The sequence below is a fragment of the Flavobacterium sp. ZE23DGlu08 genome (assembly GCF_030505335.1).
Lineage (GTDB): Bacteria > Bacteroidota > Bacteroidia > Flavobacteriales > Flavobacteriaceae > Flavobacterium > Flavobacterium algoritolerans.
The window spans coordinates 1,303,065-1,321,125 of sequence record NZ_CP130045.1 but is presented as its reverse complement, the minus strand read 5'-3'; the positions used below and the strand labels follow the sequence as shown (position 1 = coordinate 1,321,125).

The 18,061-nt window shown below is 34.1% G+C and carries 16 protein-coding genes; 9 read left to right on the top strand and 7 right to left on the bottom strand.

Annotation, left to right across the window (positions count from 1 at the left end; genetic code table 11):
* Window positions 1-62 precede the first annotated feature (62 nt).
* Together Q1W72_RS05830 and Q1W72_RS05825 are read right to left on the bottom strand one after the other, a co-directional pair.
* Window positions 63-590, bottom strand: coding sequence for a methyltransferase (locus tag Q1W72_RS05830; protein WP_099713469.1), 528 nt, complete (start codon window positions 588-590; stop codon window positions 63-65).
* Window positions 591-825: 235 nt separating this feature from the next.
* Window positions 826-1,884, bottom strand: a complete 1,059-nt coding sequence (locus Q1W72_RS05825; protein ID WP_099713468.1) for a 3-oxoacyl-ACP synthase III family protein — start codon at window positions 1,882-1,884, stop codon at window positions 826-828.
* Window positions 1,885-2,244: 360 nt separating this feature from the next.
* Between Q1W72_RS05825 and Q1W72_RS05820 the strand changes: the two genes are divergently transcribed.
* Window positions 2,245-2,769: a hypothetical protein gene (locus tag Q1W72_RS05820; protein ID WP_099713467.1), complete on the top strand. Its 525-nt coding sequence runs from the start codon at window positions 2,245-2,247 to the stop codon at window positions 2,767-2,769.
* Window positions 2,770-2,842: 73 nt separating this feature from the next.
* Here Q1W72_RS05820 and gcvP read toward each other — a convergent pair whose 3' ends face one another.
* Window positions 2,843-5,692: an aminomethyl-transferring glycine dehydrogenase gene (gcvP, locus tag Q1W72_RS05815; RefSeq protein WP_099713466.1), complete on the bottom strand. Its 2,850-nt coding sequence runs from the start codon at window positions 5,690-5,692 to the stop codon at window positions 2,843-2,845.
* 147 nt (window positions 5,693-5,839) lie between these two features.
* Here gcvP and Q1W72_RS05810 point away from each other — a divergent pair, with 147 nt between their 5' ends.
* On the top strand, window positions 5,840-6,652 hold the full coding sequence (locus Q1W72_RS05810) for a hypothetical protein (protein WP_099713465.1): 813 nt from the start codon (window positions 5,840-5,842) through the stop codon (window positions 6,650-6,652).
* On the opposite strand, the gene Q1W72_RS05805 is transcribed toward Q1W72_RS05810, so the two are convergent.
* Window positions 6,632-7,093 carry an SRPBCC family protein gene (locus tag Q1W72_RS05805; protein WP_315167230.1) on the bottom strand — a complete coding sequence of 154 codons (462 nt, stop codon included), beginning with the start codon at window positions 7,091-7,093 and terminating at the stop codon, window positions 6,632-6,634. The genes Q1W72_RS05810 and Q1W72_RS05805 overlap by 21 nt on opposite strands.
* A 129-nt stretch (window positions 7,094-7,222) precedes the next feature.
* Window positions 7,223-9,250 carry a M3 family metallopeptidase gene (locus tag Q1W72_RS05800; RefSeq protein WP_302137603.1) on the bottom strand — a complete coding sequence of 676 codons (2,028 nt, stop codon included), beginning with the start codon at window positions 9,248-9,250 and terminating at the stop codon, window positions 7,223-7,225.
* Window positions 9,251-9,477: 227 nt separating this feature from the next.
* Here Q1W72_RS05800 and Q1W72_RS05795 point away from each other — a divergent pair, with 227 nt between their 5' ends.
* Window positions 9,478-10,149 (top strand): hypothetical protein, encoded by a 672-nt coding sequence (locus Q1W72_RS05795; protein ID WP_099713463.1) that lies wholly within the window; start codon window positions 9,478-9,480, stop codon window positions 10,147-10,149.
* A gap of 46 nt (window positions 10,150-10,195) precedes the next feature.
* Here Q1W72_RS05795 and purE read toward each other — a convergent pair whose 3' ends face one another.
* A complete protein-coding gene (purE, locus tag Q1W72_RS05790; RefSeq protein WP_199074816.1) occupies window positions 10,196-10,681 on the bottom strand; it encodes a 5-(carboxyamino)imidazole ribonucleotide mutase in 486 nt (161 codons plus the stop codon).
* Window positions 10,682-10,787: 106 nt separating this feature from the next.
* Complete coding sequence (locus Q1W72_RS05785; RefSeq protein WP_099713461.1) at window positions 10,788-11,939, bottom strand: 5-(carboxyamino)imidazole ribonucleotide synthase; 1,152 nt, start codon at window positions 11,937-11,939, stop codon at window positions 10,788-10,790.
* A 216-nt stretch (window positions 11,940-12,155) separates the two neighbouring features.
* Between Q1W72_RS05785 and hpt the strand changes: the two genes are divergently transcribed.
* From hpt to Q1W72_RS05755, 6 genes are all read left to right on the top strand, one after another.
* Window positions 12,156-12,686 (top strand): hypoxanthine phosphoribosyltransferase, encoded by a 531-nt coding sequence (gene hpt / locus Q1W72_RS05780; protein ID WP_099716186.1) that lies wholly within the window; start codon window positions 12,156-12,158, stop codon window positions 12,684-12,686.
* Between the two features lie 12 nt (window positions 12,687-12,698).
* Complete coding sequence (locus tag Q1W72_RS05775) at window positions 12,699-13,271, top strand: adenylate kinase (RefSeq protein ID WP_099713460.1); 573 nt, start codon at window positions 12,699-12,701, stop codon at window positions 13,269-13,271.
* 266 nt (window positions 13,272-13,537) lie between these two features.
* On the top strand, window positions 13,538-14,761 hold the full coding sequence (locus Q1W72_RS05770; protein ID WP_233206839.1) for a hemolysin family protein: 1,224 nt from the start codon (window positions 13,538-13,540) through the stop codon (window positions 14,759-14,761).
* A gap of 68 nt (window positions 14,762-14,829) precedes the next feature.
* Window positions 14,830-15,831 (top strand): GTPase ObgE, encoded by a 1,002-nt coding sequence (obgE, locus tag Q1W72_RS05765; RefSeq protein ID WP_099713458.1) that lies wholly within the window; start codon window positions 14,830-14,832, stop codon window positions 15,829-15,831.
* Window positions 15,832-15,959: 128 nt separating this feature from the next.
* Window positions 15,960-16,658, top strand: a complete 699-nt coding sequence (locus tag Q1W72_RS05760; protein WP_302137600.1) for a lipopolysaccharide assembly protein LapB — start codon at window positions 15,960-15,962, stop codon at window positions 16,656-16,658.
* A 45-nt stretch (window positions 16,659-16,703) separates the two neighbouring features.
* On the top strand, window positions 16,704-18,059 hold the full coding sequence (locus tag Q1W72_RS05755) for a UDP-N-acetylmuramate--L-alanine ligase (RefSeq protein ID WP_099713456.1): 1,356 nt from the start codon (window positions 16,704-16,706) through the stop codon (window positions 18,057-18,059).
* Window positions 18,060-18,061 lie beyond the last annotated feature (2 nt).

The window sequence follows — 18,061 nt, the reverse complement described above, 5'->3', positions numbered from 1 at the left end:
TTGATTTCAGATTTTTACATCCATTATCACAATCATAAATCCACATTCATTAAGCAACAATCTTAAATCTTAGCCCTTTCAGCGTAAACAATATAATATCTATTGGTAAATTTTCTCAATAAAGGACGAAGACCAAATTTCTTTACGGGATTTGTCCATTTTTCACGGTCGATTATTTTCCAACCTGTTTTTTCCAAAAGCCAGTCCAATTGCCAATCTTCAAATTCATGGTAATGTCTGTCCCACATATCGGTTTTGCTTCGATAAGCTGGTGAAAACCACAAGCGCATTGGGATAGATATAAAAAGTTTATCCGATTTTATTTCGCTTAAAATCGTGTAAGGGTTTAGTAAATGTTCAAAGATTTCGAAAGCGGTTACGACATCTTTTTTTTCTGTTGAAAATACGGATTGGTCTTTGTCTAAGTCTTCTCCTGTTGTATTTGTAACTGCAAATCCTTCGGATTTCATGATTTTAGAAAAAGGATTTTCTACGCCTAAATCTAATATGGTTTCTGAAGTTGAGACGTGTTTTTTTAGAAATTCTAAAGTATGTTTGAATCTTTTATTGGGAAACGTTTTTTCGTACATGTTTTTTTGATTTTGCCGCTAGGGCACGAAGGCACAAATATAGTAATAAATGTGTTTTTGGGCATTGTTTTTTAGCCCGGATGGGAATGAAAATCCCGGAACTTCAAAATGTAGTTTTTCAAGGTGCAAAAAGCGACTGAAAGAAGCTTTCTTGCACCTTAGAAAAACAAGTTTTGTAGTGAGGAATTGTAGTGTACAGCCGGATTAGCTCCTGATTGTTGTGTTCCTCACAATTTTAATATCTGTAAACAAATGCGTTAATGTTCATTCCTGCTCCTACGGATGCAAAGATTAGAACATCGCCTTTTTGTATGGATTGGTTTTCTATTTCTCCACGAATTAACAAGTCGAAAAGGGTAGGAACGGTGGCTACACTGCTATTTCCTAGTTCATGAATGCTCATGGGCATGATGTCTTTTGGAACGGGTCTGTCGTATAATTTGTAAAAACGTTGAATTATAGCTTCATCCATTTTTTCATTGGCTTGATGGATAAGGATTTTTTTTACGTCATCAATGCCTAATCCGCTTTTGTCCAAACAACTTTTCATTGCAGCAGGAACTTGGCTTAATGCAAATTCGTAGATTTTACGTCCATACATTTTTATGTAACGAATGTCTGGATCTAAATCTGGGTTGTATGATTTTCCAAAGAACAAGTAATTAGCTTCATCATTTGCGTAAGTAGCACTTTCGTAAGCCAACATTCCTGTTTCATCATCAGAAGCTTCAATGATAGAAGCACCGGCGCCATCAGAATAAATCATGGAGTCTCTGTCATGCGCATCAACTACTCTGGAAAGGGTTTCAGCACCAATTACCAAACAGCGTTTAGCCATGCCGGATTTTATAAATGCATTGGCTTGAAGTACGCCTTCAATCCAGCCCGGGCATCCAAAAAGGATATCGTAAGCAACGCATTTTGGGTTTTTTATTTGTAATTTATTTTTAACACGTGTGGCTAAACTCGGAATCATATCGGATTGAGTTGTTCCGGATTTTACATCACCAAAATTATGAGCAAAGATGATATAGTCAATCGTTTCCGGATCAATTCCTGCATTTTCTATTGCTTTTTGAGAAGCAAAAAAAGCTAAATCAGAAGAAGTGTATTGGTCTTCGGCATAACGTCTGTGTTCTATACCGGTAATTCCTTTAAATTTATTAATGACTACTTCATTAGGGTATCCAAAAGCTGTTCCGTCTTCATTCAAAAAAACATGTTCACTAAAGTCAGTATTGCTTACTTTTTTCTCAGGAATATAACTTCCTATTCCAGTTATTTTTATTTTCATCGGGTTGTTTTTCCAAAAATTCAGGCTAATTTAATGATAAATAAATTAGTACACTCACAAAATTTACTATGCATGCATATAATTATGAAATAATAATTTATTGGCAAAAATATTGATTATTTTATTACGAATTGCAAAAAACGATGCGATATTTATTTCCTAATTGTTGCAATTGATAAAATTGATATTTTGAGGATTAGGATTTCATGTTTATTTACAATGAAGCGTATGTTAAATTATTTCCCGCAGGTTTTTAGCTATAATCTTAATTTTGTAGGATTATAATTTCTTTATTAAATGTTATTGGTTTTGTAAGTTTTTTTATATTTTTGATAATTATAAATAACTAATTAATAAAAAATGAAAAAAATTATTTTATTGTTTTCTATGATTTTAACTGCAACTTTAGCAAGTGCTCAAGTTGATGTTATCACAAAACACAGTGGTGAAATCGTAAATGGAAAAGTTATGCGTGTAGATGAATACACGGTTGTTTTTAAATATGATGGTGAAGATGCTGAAAATTCTATCGGGAAATATGCAATTGAAAAAATTGTTTATGGTAAAAGTGGTAGAGTAGAAGAGGTTACTGAAAAAATAGTTGTTGCTGGTGAAGCTGATTGGGAAAAAGTGATTATTCTTGAAGAAAAATCATACATCGCTGGTTTGAAAAAAGTAGGCGAAGTTAGGGGAAAAACAGGAATGATTAATCTTCAAACAGGTAATACAGGTGACAAAAAAGCAGAGAAAAAGCTTAAAATGTCCGCTGCAATATTGGGTTGTCCTTTTGTATTGATGATTTCTGATAAAACTACAGTTGGAGCAAATTCTAATCAATTTGGTGGAACACAAGCGATAAAAACTGGTTTAGGATATAAATACTAGATTTAGAATATTCTTATAAAAAAAATGCCTCGATATATCGAGGCATTTTTGTTTTTTCTAAAATATTTAAGAATTAGTTTTCCATATACGCTTCAATTGGCGCACATGAACAAACTAAATTTCTATCGCCGTATGCTTCATCTGCTCTACGAACGGTAGGCCAGAATTTATTTTCGGCAATGTATTCTAGTGGAAATGCTGCTGCTTCACGAGTGTATGGGAAATTCCAACTATCAGTAGTTACCATCATCAAAGTATGTGGTGCATTTTTTAATACATTATTTGGATTGTCTAAAGTAGCAGCTTCAATTTCTTTTCTGATCGCAATCATAGCATCACAAAAACGATCTAACTCTTCTAAGTTTTCACTTTCAGTAGGTTCAATCATTAAAGTTCCGGCAACTGGGAAAGAAACGGTTGGAGCATGAAAACCATAATCCATCAAACGTTTAGCAATATCAGTTACTTCAATTCCTTTTTCTTTAAATGGACGGCATTCCAAAATCATTTCGTGTGCCGCACGACCCATTTCTCCAGAATACAACGTATCATAGTGACCGTTTAATTTCTCTTTAATGTAGTTTGCATTTAAAATTGCATATTCAGTAGATTTTTTCACACCTTCAGCGCCAAGCATGCAGATGTAACCGTACGATATCAAACAAACCAAAGCAGAACCCCAAGGTGCGGCAGAAATAGCTGTAATAGCGTTTTCTCCACCTGTTGGAATTACTGGATTTGTAGGTAAAAATGGCACTAATTGTGGTGCAACACATATTGGTCCTACACCAGGTCCTCCGCCACCGTGAGGAATAGCGAATGTTTTGTGTAAGTTCAAGTGACAAACATCAGCTCCAATAGTTGCAGGATTTGTTAATCCAACTTGAGCATTCATGTTGGCACCATCCATATATACTTGTCCACCGTTATCGTGGATCAATTGTGTGATTTCTTTGATAGCGCTTTCGAAAACACCATGAGTTGATGGATACGTTACCATCAAACAAGAAAGATTGTCTTTGTGAAGAATTGCTTTTTCACGTAAATCTTCTACATCAATATTTCCATTTTCCAATGTTTTAGTAACCACAACTTTCATTCCTGCCATAGCCGCCGAAGCTGGATTTGTTCCGTGAGCCGATGATGGAATTAAAGCAATGTTTCTATGGTGATCTCCTCTAGATTGGTGGTACGCACGAATAACCATTAATCCGGCATATTCCCCTTGAGCACCTGAATTAGGTTGTAATGTTGTTCCTGCAAAACCAGTAATAACATTTAATTGTTGTTCTAATTTAGCCAACATTTCTTGGTATCCTTGCGCTTGATCTAATGGAGCAAACGGGTGAATGTTATTCCATTGTGCCATGCTTAAAGGCAACATTTCTGAAGCGGCATTCAGTTTCATGGTACAAGATCCCAATGAAATCATAGAATGATTCAACGCCAAATCTTTTCTTTCCAACATTTTGATGTAACGCATCAAAGCGGTTTCTGAATGGTGTTTATTGAAAACATCGTGTTGCAAGAACGTTGATGTTCTGTTTACATTTTCTGGGAAATGATTGGTTTCTGATAAACTGTCAATTGTAGTTCCTTGAGTGCCTTTTGCGGAAGCGAAAACGGCAATAATTTTATTTAAATCAGCAATACTTGTAGTTTCGTTCAAAGAAATTGAAACGGTATTTTCGTCGATGTAATAAAAGTTAATTTCGTTTTGTTCAGCAATCGCTTTTACTTTCTGTGTATCAGCTTTAACAACAATTGTGTCAAAGAAAGCAGTATTGGTTTGTTGTAAACCTAATTTTTCTAATGCATTTGCCAATGTTGCTGCCGAAGCATGTACTTTATTAGCAATATATTGCAATCCTTTTGGACCATGATAAACAGCATACATTCCTGCCATAACTGACAATAGAACTTGTGCTGTACAAATATTTGAAGTGGCTTTATCACGTTTAATGTGTTGCTCACGTGTTTGTAATGCCATACGCAAAGCACGATTTCCATCCGTATCAACAGTTACACCGATGATTCTTCCGGGCATACTTCTTTTGTATTCTTCTTTTGTGGCAAAATAAGCAGCGTGTGGACCACCGTAACCTAACGGAATTCCGAAACGTTGTGTAGTTCCAAGAACTACTGCAGCACCCATTTCTCCCGGAGGAGTCAGTTTTGCCAAACTTAAAATATCAGCAGCAACGGCTACTTTTATTTCGCTTGCAGCCGCTTTAGCGATAAATGCGGTATAATCATGAACTTGTCCAAATTTCCCTGGATATTGAAGGATTGCTCCAAAATATTCCGATGAAAAATCGAATGATTCATGGTTTCCAATCACTAATTCAACCCCGATTGGCGTAGAACGTGTTTGTAAAACCGATAAAGTTTGTGGTAATATTTCCTCAGAAACGAAAAATTTATTGATGTTGTTTTTCTTTTGATCGCGAGAACGAACGTCAAAAAGTAACGCCATTGCTTCAGCAGCAGCAGTTCCTTCGTCTAATAAAGAGGCATTAGCGATTTCCATTCCGGTTAATTCGATAACCATCGTTTGAAAATTCAAAATCGCTTCTAAACGACCTTGCGCGATTTCAGCTTGATATGGCGTATAAGCAGTATACCATCCTGGATTTTCAAATACATTTCTTTGGATTACCGCAGGGATAATGGCTGCATTGTATCCTAAACCAATGTACGATTGAAAAACTTTATTTTTATTCCCTAATTTTTGAATGTGATTTGCAAACTCATATTCAGTCATTGCAGGCTCTAAGTCCAAATCAGATTTTAAACGAATATCACTTGGGATAGTTTCATGTATCAATTGGTCAAGTGTTGCTGCCCCAATTGTCTTCAACATATGTTCTAGATCATTTTCTCTTGGGCCAATGTGTCTTAATGCAAAAGCGTCTGTTTTCATTATATATAAAATGGGTTGTGTGTTTCTTGTTTTAAAAGGCTGTAAAAATAAATATTAATCTGCTATTAAAAGACTTTTTTAACTTGATTTTCTGTGAATTTTTCAACTAAAAGCCATTCTTGTTAACACTTTGATTAATTTTGTCTAATGAGGTTTTTGAAACTAATATTCGATTTTTACATTAATAGTAGCATTCACGTGGGTTTGTCTTGTTATGCCTTGGTTAGAATGACGCAACACATGTTCCACATTCCAGTAGATGAGCCAGTTGCTAACTTTGCTTTTTTTGGAACAATTGTAGGATATAATTTTGTAAAATACGATGCGTTGGCCAGAGTTCAAAGGTTGCAAATGCGTAAGCAGTTAAAAACGATTGCTTTATTTAGCTTTTTTGCTCTTTTTTTAGTCGGATATTATTTTTTTAAGCTGCAAAGTATAACCCAAATAGTCGCAGTAGTTTTCTTGAGTGTTACATTATTGTACACACTTTCCTTTTTTCCAAATAAGAAAAATGCCAGGAATTGGGCAGGTGTTAAAATTTATATTGTAGCATTGTGTTGGGTTGGAGTGACATTGGCTTTGCCAGTTTTGAATGCTCATGTTCCAATTACTTCCGATTTCTATTTAAAATGTATGCAACGCTTTATCTTGATTTTTGTATTGGTACTTATTTTTGAAATTATTGATTTGGCAAAAGACGATCCGCATTTAAAAACAGTACCGCAGCAAATAGGAGTGAAGCGCACTAAAATATTAGGGTTATTACTTTTACTTCCGTTTTATTTTTTAGAATTTTTTAAAAGTAATTTTGACAAAAATCAATTGATTATCAACTTGATTTTAGTGATTATCATTTCATTATTTATGCTTTTTGCAAATGAAAAACGGTCTAAATATTACACTTCCTTTTGGGTAGAAAGTGTCCCGATTGTTTGGTGGTTATTGCTTCTCATTTTCTGATAAAGCTTTCAAGGTTTTATTTCTTTCGATGATAAAATTAATCATGTGATTTTTTAAAAACAATAAATCAAATAATTCTCCAAAGAATCCATAGGGAACTTCATAGTGTAATTTATCCTTCATTATAGTAACTCCGTCTTTTTCATTAAATATATGTTCATGTCGGAATGATTTGAATTTTCCTTCTTCCATTTCATCAACAAAATAGTCGTATAAATTCATGGCTGTGATTCGGCTTTTATGAGTCAAATAAACACCAAAATGTTTGCCTCGCCAAGTAACGGTTTCGTTGTAATTGATTAGTCCGGAAGTGATGCCGTCAATTGCAGTTTCTTTAGTGAAATTGACAGATTCTTGGTGTGTGTCAATGTCTCTGGATAGATCAAAAACAGTTTGTATTGGGGCATTTATTTTAGTTAAAACCTTAATAGTTGTTATCATATCAAATGTTTTTTGTTTTTAATAATACATTTAAAGTAATGCAAGAATAAATTGTTGTTTTTAGCTTTCTGTGCTAAAAGTGTATTAAAAAACCCGAAGCATTATACTTCGGGTTTCAAATATTTATACTTATACCAATCCTGCTCTTCTCAATAATGCTTCCGGTTTAGGTTCTTGTCCTCTAAAGCGTTTGTACAAAATCATCGGATGTTCTGTTCCGCCTTTAGACAGCACGTTTTCTTTGAATTTTGTAGCTACTTCTTTATTGAAAATACCTTTTTCCTGAAAATATTCAAAAGCATCAGCATCCAGAACTTCGGCCCATTTATAACTGTAATACCCTGAAGAATAGCCGCCTTGAAAAATATGGGAGAAAGAGGTGCTCATCGCATTTTCTTTTACTTCAGGATACAATTGTGTGGCTGCAAACTGTTCGGTTTCAAAAGCTTTGATGTCTTTGATATTGGAAGGATCTTGCGCATGCCACCCCATATCCAATAATCCAAAACTCAATTGACGCATCGTTGCAATTCCTTCTTGGAAACTGGCACTTTCTTTAATTTTATGTACTAATTCCATCGGAATCATTTCGCCAGTTTGATAATGATACGCAAACAAAGCCAAAGCTTCCGGTTCGTAACACCAGTTTTCTAAAATCTGGCTTGGTAATTCTACAAAATCCCAATATACACTTGTTCCGGATAAACTTGGGTATGTCGTGTTTGCCAACATTCCGTGCAGCGCATGACCAAATTCATGAAACAAAGTCGTTACTTCATTAAAAGTCAATAATGATGGTTTTGTTTCGGTAGGTTTCGTGAAATTGCACACAATTGAAATATGTGGTCTTTCGTTGATTTCTTTTTTTATGTATTGCGATTTAAAAGACGTCATCCAAGCACCGTTTCTTTTGCCTTTTCTTGGAAAGAAATCAGCATAAAAAACAGCAACCAGTTGGTCTTCCTCGTCTTTTACTTCGTATGTTTTTACTTCCTCATGGTATTTATCCACTTCAAAAATTTCTTCGAAAGTGATTCCGTATAATTTTTGCGCTACTGCAAAAGCACCGTCCAGAACTTTCTCTAATTGAAAATAAGGTTTTAATATTTCATCATCCAAATTGAATAATTGTTGCTTCAATTTCTCCGAATAATACGCGCCATCCCATTTCTCTAGTTGTTCGATTCCGTGAAGTTCTTTTGCGAAAGCGGTTAATTGTGCAAATTCTTTCAAAGCTGCCGGTTTCGCTTTTTCCAATAAATCATTCGAAAATGTTTTCACTTTCTCCGGACTTTCTGCCATTCGTTCTTCAAGTACAAAATGAGCATGAGTGGCATAACCTAAAACCTGTGCTCTGTCAAAACGCAATTTTGCAATTTTAAGTACAATTTCCTGATTGTCAAATTCATTGTTTTGAAAACCTTTCGCGCCAAAAGCGATTGCCATTTTCTTGCGCAATTCACGATTATCAGCATAGGTCACAAACGGAACATAACTTGGGTAATCCAGCGTGAAAATCCAACCTTCTTTTTCTTGGCTTTTAGCCAAAGAATGAGCGGCTTCGATAGTTCCTTCCGGTAAACCAGCTAAATCTGCTTCATTGGTAATATGCAATTGATAGGCTTGCGTTTCGGCCAAAACATTTTCGCCAAACTGCAAACTCAATTTCGATAATTCTTTGTCTATTTCTCGTAATTGATTCTTTTTGTCTTCTGGCAAATTCGCTCCGTTTCTGGAGAAGCTTTTGTATTTTTTATCCAAAAGTGTGATTTGTTCTGGATTTAGATTCAGTTTTTCTCGTTGCTCATAAACCGTTTTTACTCGGGCAAATAAATCAGGGTTAAGACGAACATCATTTCCGAATTCAGATAATAACGGAGAAACTTCCTGAGCGATTTTTTGAATCTCATCATTGGTTTCTGCTGAATTCAAATTAAAAAAGATGCTTGAAATTCTATCCAAAACATCTCCGCTGAAAGCTAATGCTTCAATGGTGTTTTCGAAAGTAGGCTGTATGGGATTTCTAACAATAGCATCGATTTCGGCTTTTGCCAATTCGATTCCTTTTTGAAAAGCAGGAAGAAAATCTTCGTTTTTAATTTTCGAAAAAGGCGCAGTATTATACTTTGTATTGAAATGGTGTGTTAAGATGCTCATTTGTATTTTTTAATAAAAATAATTCGATGTTTAAAGATAACAAATGTACGGATTTAATGAAAAAAATAAAGTTGATAAAGCAATTGATTTATTTCAAAATGCCATTGCTGATTGTGTTATTTAAATGTTATTTATTTCGTTCCACGGTAATAAAGCCCTAAATTGTAAAAAAAAGATGGGTTTCTGAAGAGACAAATCGAAACAAGAAATAAATATTCAAAGAAAACATGAACTATCAAATTACAATAAATAGCGCAAATACTGTAGACGAAATTGAAACCTATTGGACAAATGATGATTATATTAAACTGCTTGAAAAGTTCGATTATCCGGATGCTTCAGATGCAGATGCTTCCAGTTTAAGAGAATTATTATTTATGGCAATTTCTGATTTTGAACCCAAAGAGGCAGCCGTAATCGTGTTAGAATATAAATTATCAGAACATTTAAACGAAGGGCAAATTCACCAAATTTCTAATGATATGTTTTTGGATAAAGTGTGTGAAGAATATCCTGAAATAGGATTACATTCAACTTTGTTTCATATCAATCAATTGCTTTTCAAAGCCTATAACGGTAAATTTCCCAATGCAAAAGCAACAATCATAACGGTTACAATTGCGCCATTAGAAAGTGAAAATGAGATGCAGTTGACCAAAGAGAATGTGCTTAAATTATTGAGCAAAGGATTATCTGACACTAATCTGATTAAAAGATTGTTTGATCACGCAATGAATGAAAATGCTCCTTTTCCGGAAGCTGAGGATGTTTTGTGGGATTTAACAACTACAGATAATCTGAATTATACCATTACCACCTCTGAGTATTGGCTGAATAAAGAAGATATAATTGCTTCGGAATTTGAAGGAGTTTTAGAAATAGCAGTAGATGTTGAATAAATGATTCAAGATTTTAAATAAAAAAAGCTCCGTAATGGAGCTTTTTTTATTTTTTTAGACTTTCAGCAGCTATGTTAACCGCTTCTTTCAATCCTGTTTTGTATTTAATGATTTTTTCCATCACGCTTTTATTGTGGCTTCCTATAATTTGAGCGGCAAGAATTCCTGCATTTTTTGCGCCGTTTAATGCTACAGTTGCTACGGGAACTCCACCTGGCATTTGTAAAATGGATAAAACACTATCCCAACCATCGATTGAATTGCTTGATTTTATAGGTACGCCAATTACTGGAAGTGGCGACATAGAAGCTACCATTCCTGGCAAATGCGCTGCTCCGCCAGCACCAGCTATTACTACCGAAATTCCACGAGTGTGTGCATTGTTGCTGAAATCAAATAATTTTTCGGGAGTTCTGTGTGCTGATACAATATCGACTTCTATTTCTATATCGAATGCTTTTAAAATGTCTATTGCTTCTTGCATTACGGGCATATCAGAAATGCTTCCCATGATTACGGCTACTTTCATTATTTTTTATTTAAAGATTTAAAGATTTAAGTATTTAAAGATTTTTTGAAAAACTCAATTTAGTTGGTATTCTGAATTTTTCAATCTTTTAATTTTTTCAATCTTTCAACTAACTTATTACTCTTATCGTGTTTTTTACATTTTCAGCTATTCTTCGAGCTTCATTGATGTCTGGATTTACTATCGTTACATGTCCCATTTTTCTAAAAGGACGTGTCTGTTTTTTGCCATAAATGTGAGGTGTAACTCCGTTCCAACCTAATATTTTTTCAATATTTTCATACACAACATCACCGGAATAGCCTTCTTCACCCGAAAGATTTACCATAATTCCAGCAACTTTACTGTCGGTATTTCCCAAAGGCAAATTAAGAATTGCTCTCAAATGGTTTTCAAATTGTGAAGTATAACTGGCTTCAATGGAATAATGACCTGAATTGTGTGGGCGAGGAGCAACTTCGTTTACAAGGATTTCATCGTCTTCAGTTTGAAACATTTCAACTGCTAATAAACCAACATGATTGAACTTTTCGGAAACATTCAATGCGATTGCTCTTGCTTTTTCGGCAACTTTATCATCAATACGAGCAGGACAAATCACATATTCCACTTGATTGGCTTCTGGATGAAATTCCATTTCTACCACAGGATAAGTTTTTATTTCGCCTGATGGATTGCGACAAACGATAACGGCTAGTTCATTTTTGAACGGAACCATTTCTTCGGCGATACATTCTACATTGGCTAAATTGTCTAAATCCGAGATTTGTCGAATCACTTTTACACCATTTCCATCATAACCAAATTCCGTACATTTCCATACAAACGGTAGTTTTGTTTTAGAATCTAAAATATCAACAATTAGACTTTTTAGATTCTCAAATCGTTTATAATTTGCAGTTGGAATTGTGTGTTGCGTGTAGAAATCTTTCTGAATTCCTTTGTTTTGAATCAATTTCAACGTTTTTGGCGAAGGAAATACTTTTACTCCCTCTTCCTCTAGTTTTACTAAAGCTTCAAGATTTACCAATTCAATTTCAAAAGTTAAAACATCAACTTTTTTACCAAAGTTATACACCGTTTCAAAATCCATTAAATCACCTTTAAAGAATTTATTACAGGCTATCTTGCATGGTGCTTCATCACTTGGATCAAGAACATAAGTTTGTATGTCGAATTTTCGGGTGTCAAACAACAGCATTTTACCAAGTTGCCCTCCGCCGAGAATTCCCAATTTAAAATCAGAAGAAAAATAATTCATTGTGTAGTTGTATGTTTATGCAAAGATACTTTATAATGATTGAATCCGAAAATGCTATTTTATTTTCTTCATAATTTCTATTGTATCATTTGTTGCTTTTAATACATTTTGACTCGTTTTTTTGTGGAATTTACTTAAAATTAGAAATTAATGCCCATTTATCAATTGTCAAATCCGAATTCTGTATCTTTGCGCATTATTTTAAACACGAAAATAATGATACAACTTCACGATAAACAATTTGTTCCGTTTATTTCTGCCAAAGAAATTGATTTTGCCATCGCTAAAATGGTTTCGCAAGTAGAAGCTGATTTTGCTGATGAAACGCCGGTATTTGTGGGAGTATTGAATGGAGCTTTTATGGTTGTTTCTGATTTTATGAAACAATATAAAAAACCATGTGAAGTATCTTTCATTAAAATGGCATCATACGAAGGAACTTCTACTACAAACGAAGTGAAACAATTAATAGGTATAAATCAGGATTTAACTGGACGTTCTGTTGTCATAATCGAAGATATAGTTGACACCGGAAATACATTGGTTGAACTGAAAGAATTATTCAAAAAGCAAAATGTAAAACATTTTAAAATAGCAACACTTTTTTTTAAACCTGAAGCATACACAAAAGACATCAAAATAGATTACATTGGGATTAGAATTCCAAATAAATTTATTGTGGGTTTTGGCTTAGACTACGATGGATTAGGAAGAAATTTACCCGAAGTATATAAACTAAAAGAATAACGACACAACAACATGACTAACATTGTTTTATTTGGAAAACCAGGAGCTGGTAAAGGAACTCAAGCAGAGTTTTTGAAAGAAAAATACAAATTAACACATATATCAACGGGCGATGTATTTCGTTTTAATTTAAAAAACGATACAGAACTTGGCAAACAAGCAAGAGTATTTATGGATGCTGGAGATTTAGTTCCAGATGAATTGACTACAAAAATGCTGATTGATGAGGTAAATAAACACCCGGATACTAATGGAATATTGTTTGACGGATATCCAAGAACAATTTCACAAGCCGAAGCTTTAGACGCATTTCTAACGTCAATAGGTTCTAAAGTTGCAGCGACAATTGCACTCGAAGCCGATGATGAGATTCTGGTAAAACGTCTTTTGGAAAGAGGGAAAACAAGTGGTAGAATTGATGATCAAGATGAAGAAAAAATCAGAAATCGCTACCAGGAATACAATGAAAAAACAGCGCCTTTAATGAGTTATTATGAGGAGCAAGGTAAATTTTATGCAGTAAACGGAATAGGTACAATCGCTGAAATTACAGAAAGAGTAAGCAACGTGATTGATAATTTATAGGAGCAATTCCAGCTGTACATTACAAGTCCTCGTTAAAAAATCTATTTTTCTAAGCCATAAAAGGAGCTTCTTTTGGTCGCTCTTTTTTGACAAGAAAAATTAGCTTTTTTAACTCTGGGCTTTTCATTCCCATCTGGGCTAAAATCCAGACTGGAGATTTCAGAAAATCAAATTCAGAAATCAGATTTTAAATAAAAAACGAATCAACTAAAAAATTGGAAATACTAATAATATTTTTTCTAATACTATTAAATGGGGTTTTCTCTATGTCAGAAATCGCATTGATTTCAGCAAGAAAAAACAGATTAGAGACCGCGGCAAAAAAAGGAAATAAAAGTGCTAAAATCGCATTGGATTTGGCGAACTCACCAAACAAATTTTTATCAACCGTACAAATAGGAATAACGCTAATAGGAATTCTTACCGGTATTTATAGTGGTGATAAAATCACAATGGATGTAGAGACTTTTGTAAGCGGATTTGAATTTCTAAAACCATACGCACCATCAGTTGCTGTGGGGATTGTTGTAGTAGTTTTAACTTTTTTCTCTTTAGTTCTAGGAGAATTATTACCTAAAAGAATCGGTTTGAATCATCCGGAATCCATTGCCAAAGCAGTGGCATTACCCATGAAAATTGTTTCAATTGTAACGGCACCATTTATTTGGTTGTTAACACATTCTACAGATTTTTTATTGGATATTTTACAAATAAAGCCTACCGCTGACGGTAAAGTAACCGAAGAGGAAATAAAAGCGATAATCAAAGAAGGAACTGAAGGAGGAGAAGTTCAAGAAATTGAACAAGATATTGTGGAGCGCGTTTTCCATATTGGAGACAGAAAAATAAATTCATTGATGACACACAGGAAGTCAGTGGTTTTTTTACCTTTGCATTCTGATAAAGAACAGGTTAAGGAATTTATGCTCAAAGAATTGCATTCTATTTATCCGGTTTACGGTGAAAATTATGATGATATTGTTGGAGTCGTTAACCTGAAAAATATTTTCGCCCATTTTGAAAATGAAAACTTCAATTTGGCGGATATAATGACAGAAGCTCCTTTTATGATGGAGCAAACCACCGCATATATAGCCTTAGAAAACTTTAAAAAAACAGGCATTCATTATGCATTTGTCTCAGATGAATATGGTGTTTTTCAAGGAGTAATTACTTTGAATGATATTTTGGAAGCATTGGTTGGTGATGCTTCTGATTTTTATAAAGATGATTTTCAGTTGATTGAAAGAGAAGACGGAAGCTGGTTGGTTGACGGACACTATTCGTTGCATGATTTCTTGACTTACTTTGAATTAGATGAATTAATCAATGATTATGAAGTAACCACAGTGAGTGGATTAATAATGACGGAGCTCTCTCATATTCCTAAACAAGGAGAAAAATTGATTTGGCAAAAATTTGAGTTAGAAGTCATTGATATGGATGGCGTGAAGATTGATAAAGTGATGGTGAAAGCATTAAAAAATTAAATAGCTTAGGATTAAATTACTCAAAATGAGTACTAAATGCTAAAGCTGAACATTGAATATTAGAAAAAATGACTGAAGGGAATTTTGTAGATTACGTTAAAATATATGTTTCTTCCGGAAAAGGAGGAAAAGGATCTACGCATTTGCATAGAGAAAAGTTTATTGAAAAAGGTGGGCCAGATGGAGGAGATGGAGGTCGTGGAGGACATGTTTATCTTGTAGGAAACAAAGGTCTATGGACATTATTTCACCTTAAATTTGCTCGTCATATTAAAGCCGGTAATGGTGGAGATGGAAGTGGAGACAGAAGTACAGGTGCAGATGGAGATGATAAATTCATTGAAGTTCCATTAGGAACGGTAGTAAAAGATAAGGAAACCGGAGAAATATTATTTGAAATTACCGAAGATGGTGAAAAGCAAATACTTTCTCGTGGTGGAAAAGGTGGTTTAGGAAACTGGCACTTTAGAAGTTCTACCAATCAAACTCCTAGATATTCTCAACCAGGTTTGCCTGGTGTTGAAATGGATGTGATTCTTGAATTAAAAGTACTTGCTGATGTAGGTTTGGTAGGTTTTCCTAATGCAGGGAAATCAACTTTATTGTCTGTATTGACTTCTGCTAAACCAAAAATTGCAGATTATCCTTTTACTACTTTAAAACCAAATCTTGGAATTGTTGCGTACAGAGATTTTCAATCTTTTGTAATTGCAGATATTCCCGGAATTATTGAAGGTGCTGCCGAAGGAAAAGGATTAGGACATTATTTCTTACGTCATATAGAGCGTAATTCAACGTTACTTTTTCTGGTTCCTGTTGATACGCCGGACATCAAAGCTGAATATGATATTTTAGTTAACGAATTGACAAAATACAATCCTGAAATGCTTGATAAAGAGCGTTTGTTGGTGATTTCTAAATGCGATATGCTGGATGATGAGTTGAAAGCAGAATTAAAAACAGAATTAGACGTTGCTTTCAAGGATGTACCATACATGTTTATTTCTTCTGTTGCTCAACAAGGACTAACAGAATTGAAAGATAAATTATGGAAAATGTTGAATGACTAATTCTTGATTTTTTAAATAAATTATAAAAGCCGTCTCGTATGATATATGAGACGGCTTTTTTATAAAAAATAGTTAAACCTTTCACATCCTTGGAGAATTACAATTATAAATTTCCTTATTTTTGGAGGATGAAACATATTATACTGGTCTTTTTGTTATTTCCTATTATGATTTGGTCTCAATCCAATTTTGATAAAGCAGAAAAACTGTTTAAAGAGGAAAAGTACGAACAGGCACAATCCCTGTTTGAATCTGTTTTGAAGTCCAATTCTTCAGATTTGAAAACAATCGAATATTTAGGAGATATTGCAGGTTATTATAAATCATGGGATAAAGCGATTGTTTATTACAAAAAACTAAAAATTTTAAAACCTTCAGAAGCGGATTATTATTATAAATATGGCGGAGCTTTAGGGATGAAAGCCAAAGAAACAAGTAAATTTAAAGCGCTTGGCATGATTGATGAAGTCAAAGGTTCTTTTGAAAAAGCGATAAGTCTTAATCCAAAACACATTGAATCACGTTGGGCTTTGATAGAATTATATATTCAGTTGCCGGGAATTGTAGGAGGTAGTGAATCCAAAGCTATAAAATATTCAAATGAATTGTTGCGATTATCACCTGTTGATGGTTATTTGTCCAGAGGTCATATTGAGGAATATTTTAAAAGATATAAAGTTGCAGAGCAACAGTATAAAAAAGCGATACTTATTGGAGGTTCAAAAATAAGTTATCAAAAGCTAGCTAACTTATACAAGAACAAAATGAGAGAGCCAGAAAAAGCAAAATTAGTATTAGAAACCTATAATAAAAAAAGTTCAAGATAGATTTTAATCTCTCTGGAATTCAACAACCATAAACCAAAAATTAGAATGCGTACACATTTTATAGCTATCGGAGGAAGCGCCATGCACAATCTGGCTTTAGCATTACACAACAAAGGGTATCAAGTTACGGGAAGTGACGATGCTATTTTTGAACCATCAAAATCAAGATTAGATAAAAAAGGAATTTTGCCTCCAGAATTGGGCTGGTTTCCAGAAAAAATAACATCAGATATTGAAGCAGTTATTCTTGGCATGCATGCAAAAGCTGATAATCCGGAATTACTAAAAGCACAAGAATTAGGACTTAAAATATATTCTTATCCCGAGTTTTTGTACGAACAATCCAAAAATAAAACACGTGTAGTTATTGGCGGTTCACATGGAAAAACAACAATAACTTCAATGATTTTACATGTGATGCATTACCATGATATAGCAGTAGATTATATGGTTGGCGCACAATTGGAAGGTTTCGATACGATGGTACATCTTACGGAGGAGAATGACTTTATCGTTTTGGAAGGAGATGAATATTTGTCTTCGCCAATTGATAGAAGACCCAAATTTCATTTGTATCAACCAAACATTGCCCTAATTTCAGGAATTGCTTGGGATCATATTAATGTTTTTCCAACGTATGAGAACTATGTAGAACAGTTTGAAATTTTTATTGGCAAAATTACCAATGGCGGAATTTTAGTTTACAATGAAGACGATGCTGAAGTAAAACGTGTGTCCGAAGCTGCTACGAACCCAATCCGTAAACTAGCGTATCATACTCCAAAATATTCTGTTAATGATGGTGTGACACTTCTAGAAACACCAGAAGGCGATATGCCAATTGAAGTTTTTGGAGCACATAATCTTAATAATTTGGCTGGAGCCAAATGGATTTGCCAAAACATGGGAGTCGATGAAGCTGATTTTTATGAAGCCATTGCCAGTTTTAAAGGAGCATCAAAACGATTGGAAAAAATTGCAGAAAGCAAAACAAAAGTTGCCTATAAGGATTTTGCGCATTCACCAAGTAAAGTTGTCGCAACTACTAAAGCAGTTAAAGAGCAATATCCAAACAGAACTTTGGTGGCTTGTCTAGAATTGCATACCTATAGCAGTTTGAATGCAGAGTTTCTAAAAGAATATGAAGGTGCATTAGAATATGCGGATAAAGCAGTAGTTTTCTATTCCCCTGACGCTGTAAAAATCAAACAGCTTGAAGAAGTTACATACGACCAAATTGCTAAATCTTTTAATCGTGAAGATTTAATTATTTATACGAATCCAAAAGATTTCAAAGACTATTTATTTAATTTAAATCTTGAAAATTCTGCTTTGTTGTTGATGAGTTCCGGTAATTATGGCGGATTAAACTTTGATGAGGTAAAGGAATTGGTAAAGTAAAA

Coding starts and splice junctions, on each gene's coding strand:
- Q1W72_RS05800 (WP_302137603.1), bottom strand. CDS start 9,250: ATGAGCATCTTAACACACCATTTCAATACAAAGTATAATACTGCGCCT.
- Q1W72_RS05795 (WP_099713463.1), top strand. CDS start 9,478: ATGAACTATCAAATTACAATAAATAGCGCAAATACTGTAGACGAAATT.
- obgE (WP_099713458.1), top strand. CDS start 14,830: ATGACTGAAGGGAATTTTGTAGATTACGTTAAAATATATGTTTCTTCC.
- Q1W72_RS05830 (WP_099713469.1), bottom strand. CDS start 590: ATGTACGAAAAAACGTTTCCCAATAAAAGATTCAAACATACTTTAGAA.
- Q1W72_RS05820 (WP_099713467.1), top strand. CDS start 2,245: ATGAAAAAAATTATTTTATTGTTTTCTATGATTTTAACTGCAACTTTA.
- Q1W72_RS05810 (WP_099713465.1), top strand. CDS start 5,840: ATGAGGTTTTTGAAACTAATATTCGATTTTTACATTAATAGTAGCATT.
- Q1W72_RS05770 (WP_233206839.1), top strand. CDS start 13,538: ATGTCAGAAATCGCATTGATTTCAGCAAGAAAAAACAGATTAGAGACC.
- hpt (WP_099716186.1), top strand. CDS start 12,156: ATGATACAACTTCACGATAAACAATTTGTTCCGTTTATTTCTGCCAAA.
- gcvP (WP_099713466.1), bottom strand. CDS start 5,692: ATGAAAACAGACGCTTTTGCATTAAGACACATTGGCCCAAGAGAAAAT.
- Q1W72_RS05825 (WP_099713468.1), bottom strand. CDS start 1,884: ATGAAAATAAAAATAACTGGAATAGGAAGTTATATTCCTGAGAAAAAA.
- Q1W72_RS05755 (WP_099713456.1), top strand. CDS start 16,704: ATGCGTACACATTTTATAGCTATCGGAGGAAGCGCCATGCACAATCTG.
- Q1W72_RS05775 (WP_099713460.1), top strand. CDS start 12,699: ATGACTAACATTGTTTTATTTGGAAAACCAGGAGCTGGTAAAGGAACT.
- Q1W72_RS05805 (WP_315167230.1), bottom strand. CDS start 7,093: ATGATAACAACTATTAAGGTTTTAACTAAAATAAATGCCCCAATACAA.
- Q1W72_RS05785 (WP_099713461.1), bottom strand. CDS start 11,939: ATGAATTATTTTTCTTCTGATTTTAAATTGGGAATTCTCGGCGGAGGG.
- Q1W72_RS05760 (WP_302137600.1), top strand. CDS start 15,960: ATGAAACATATTATACTGGTCTTTTTGTTATTTCCTATTATGATTTGG.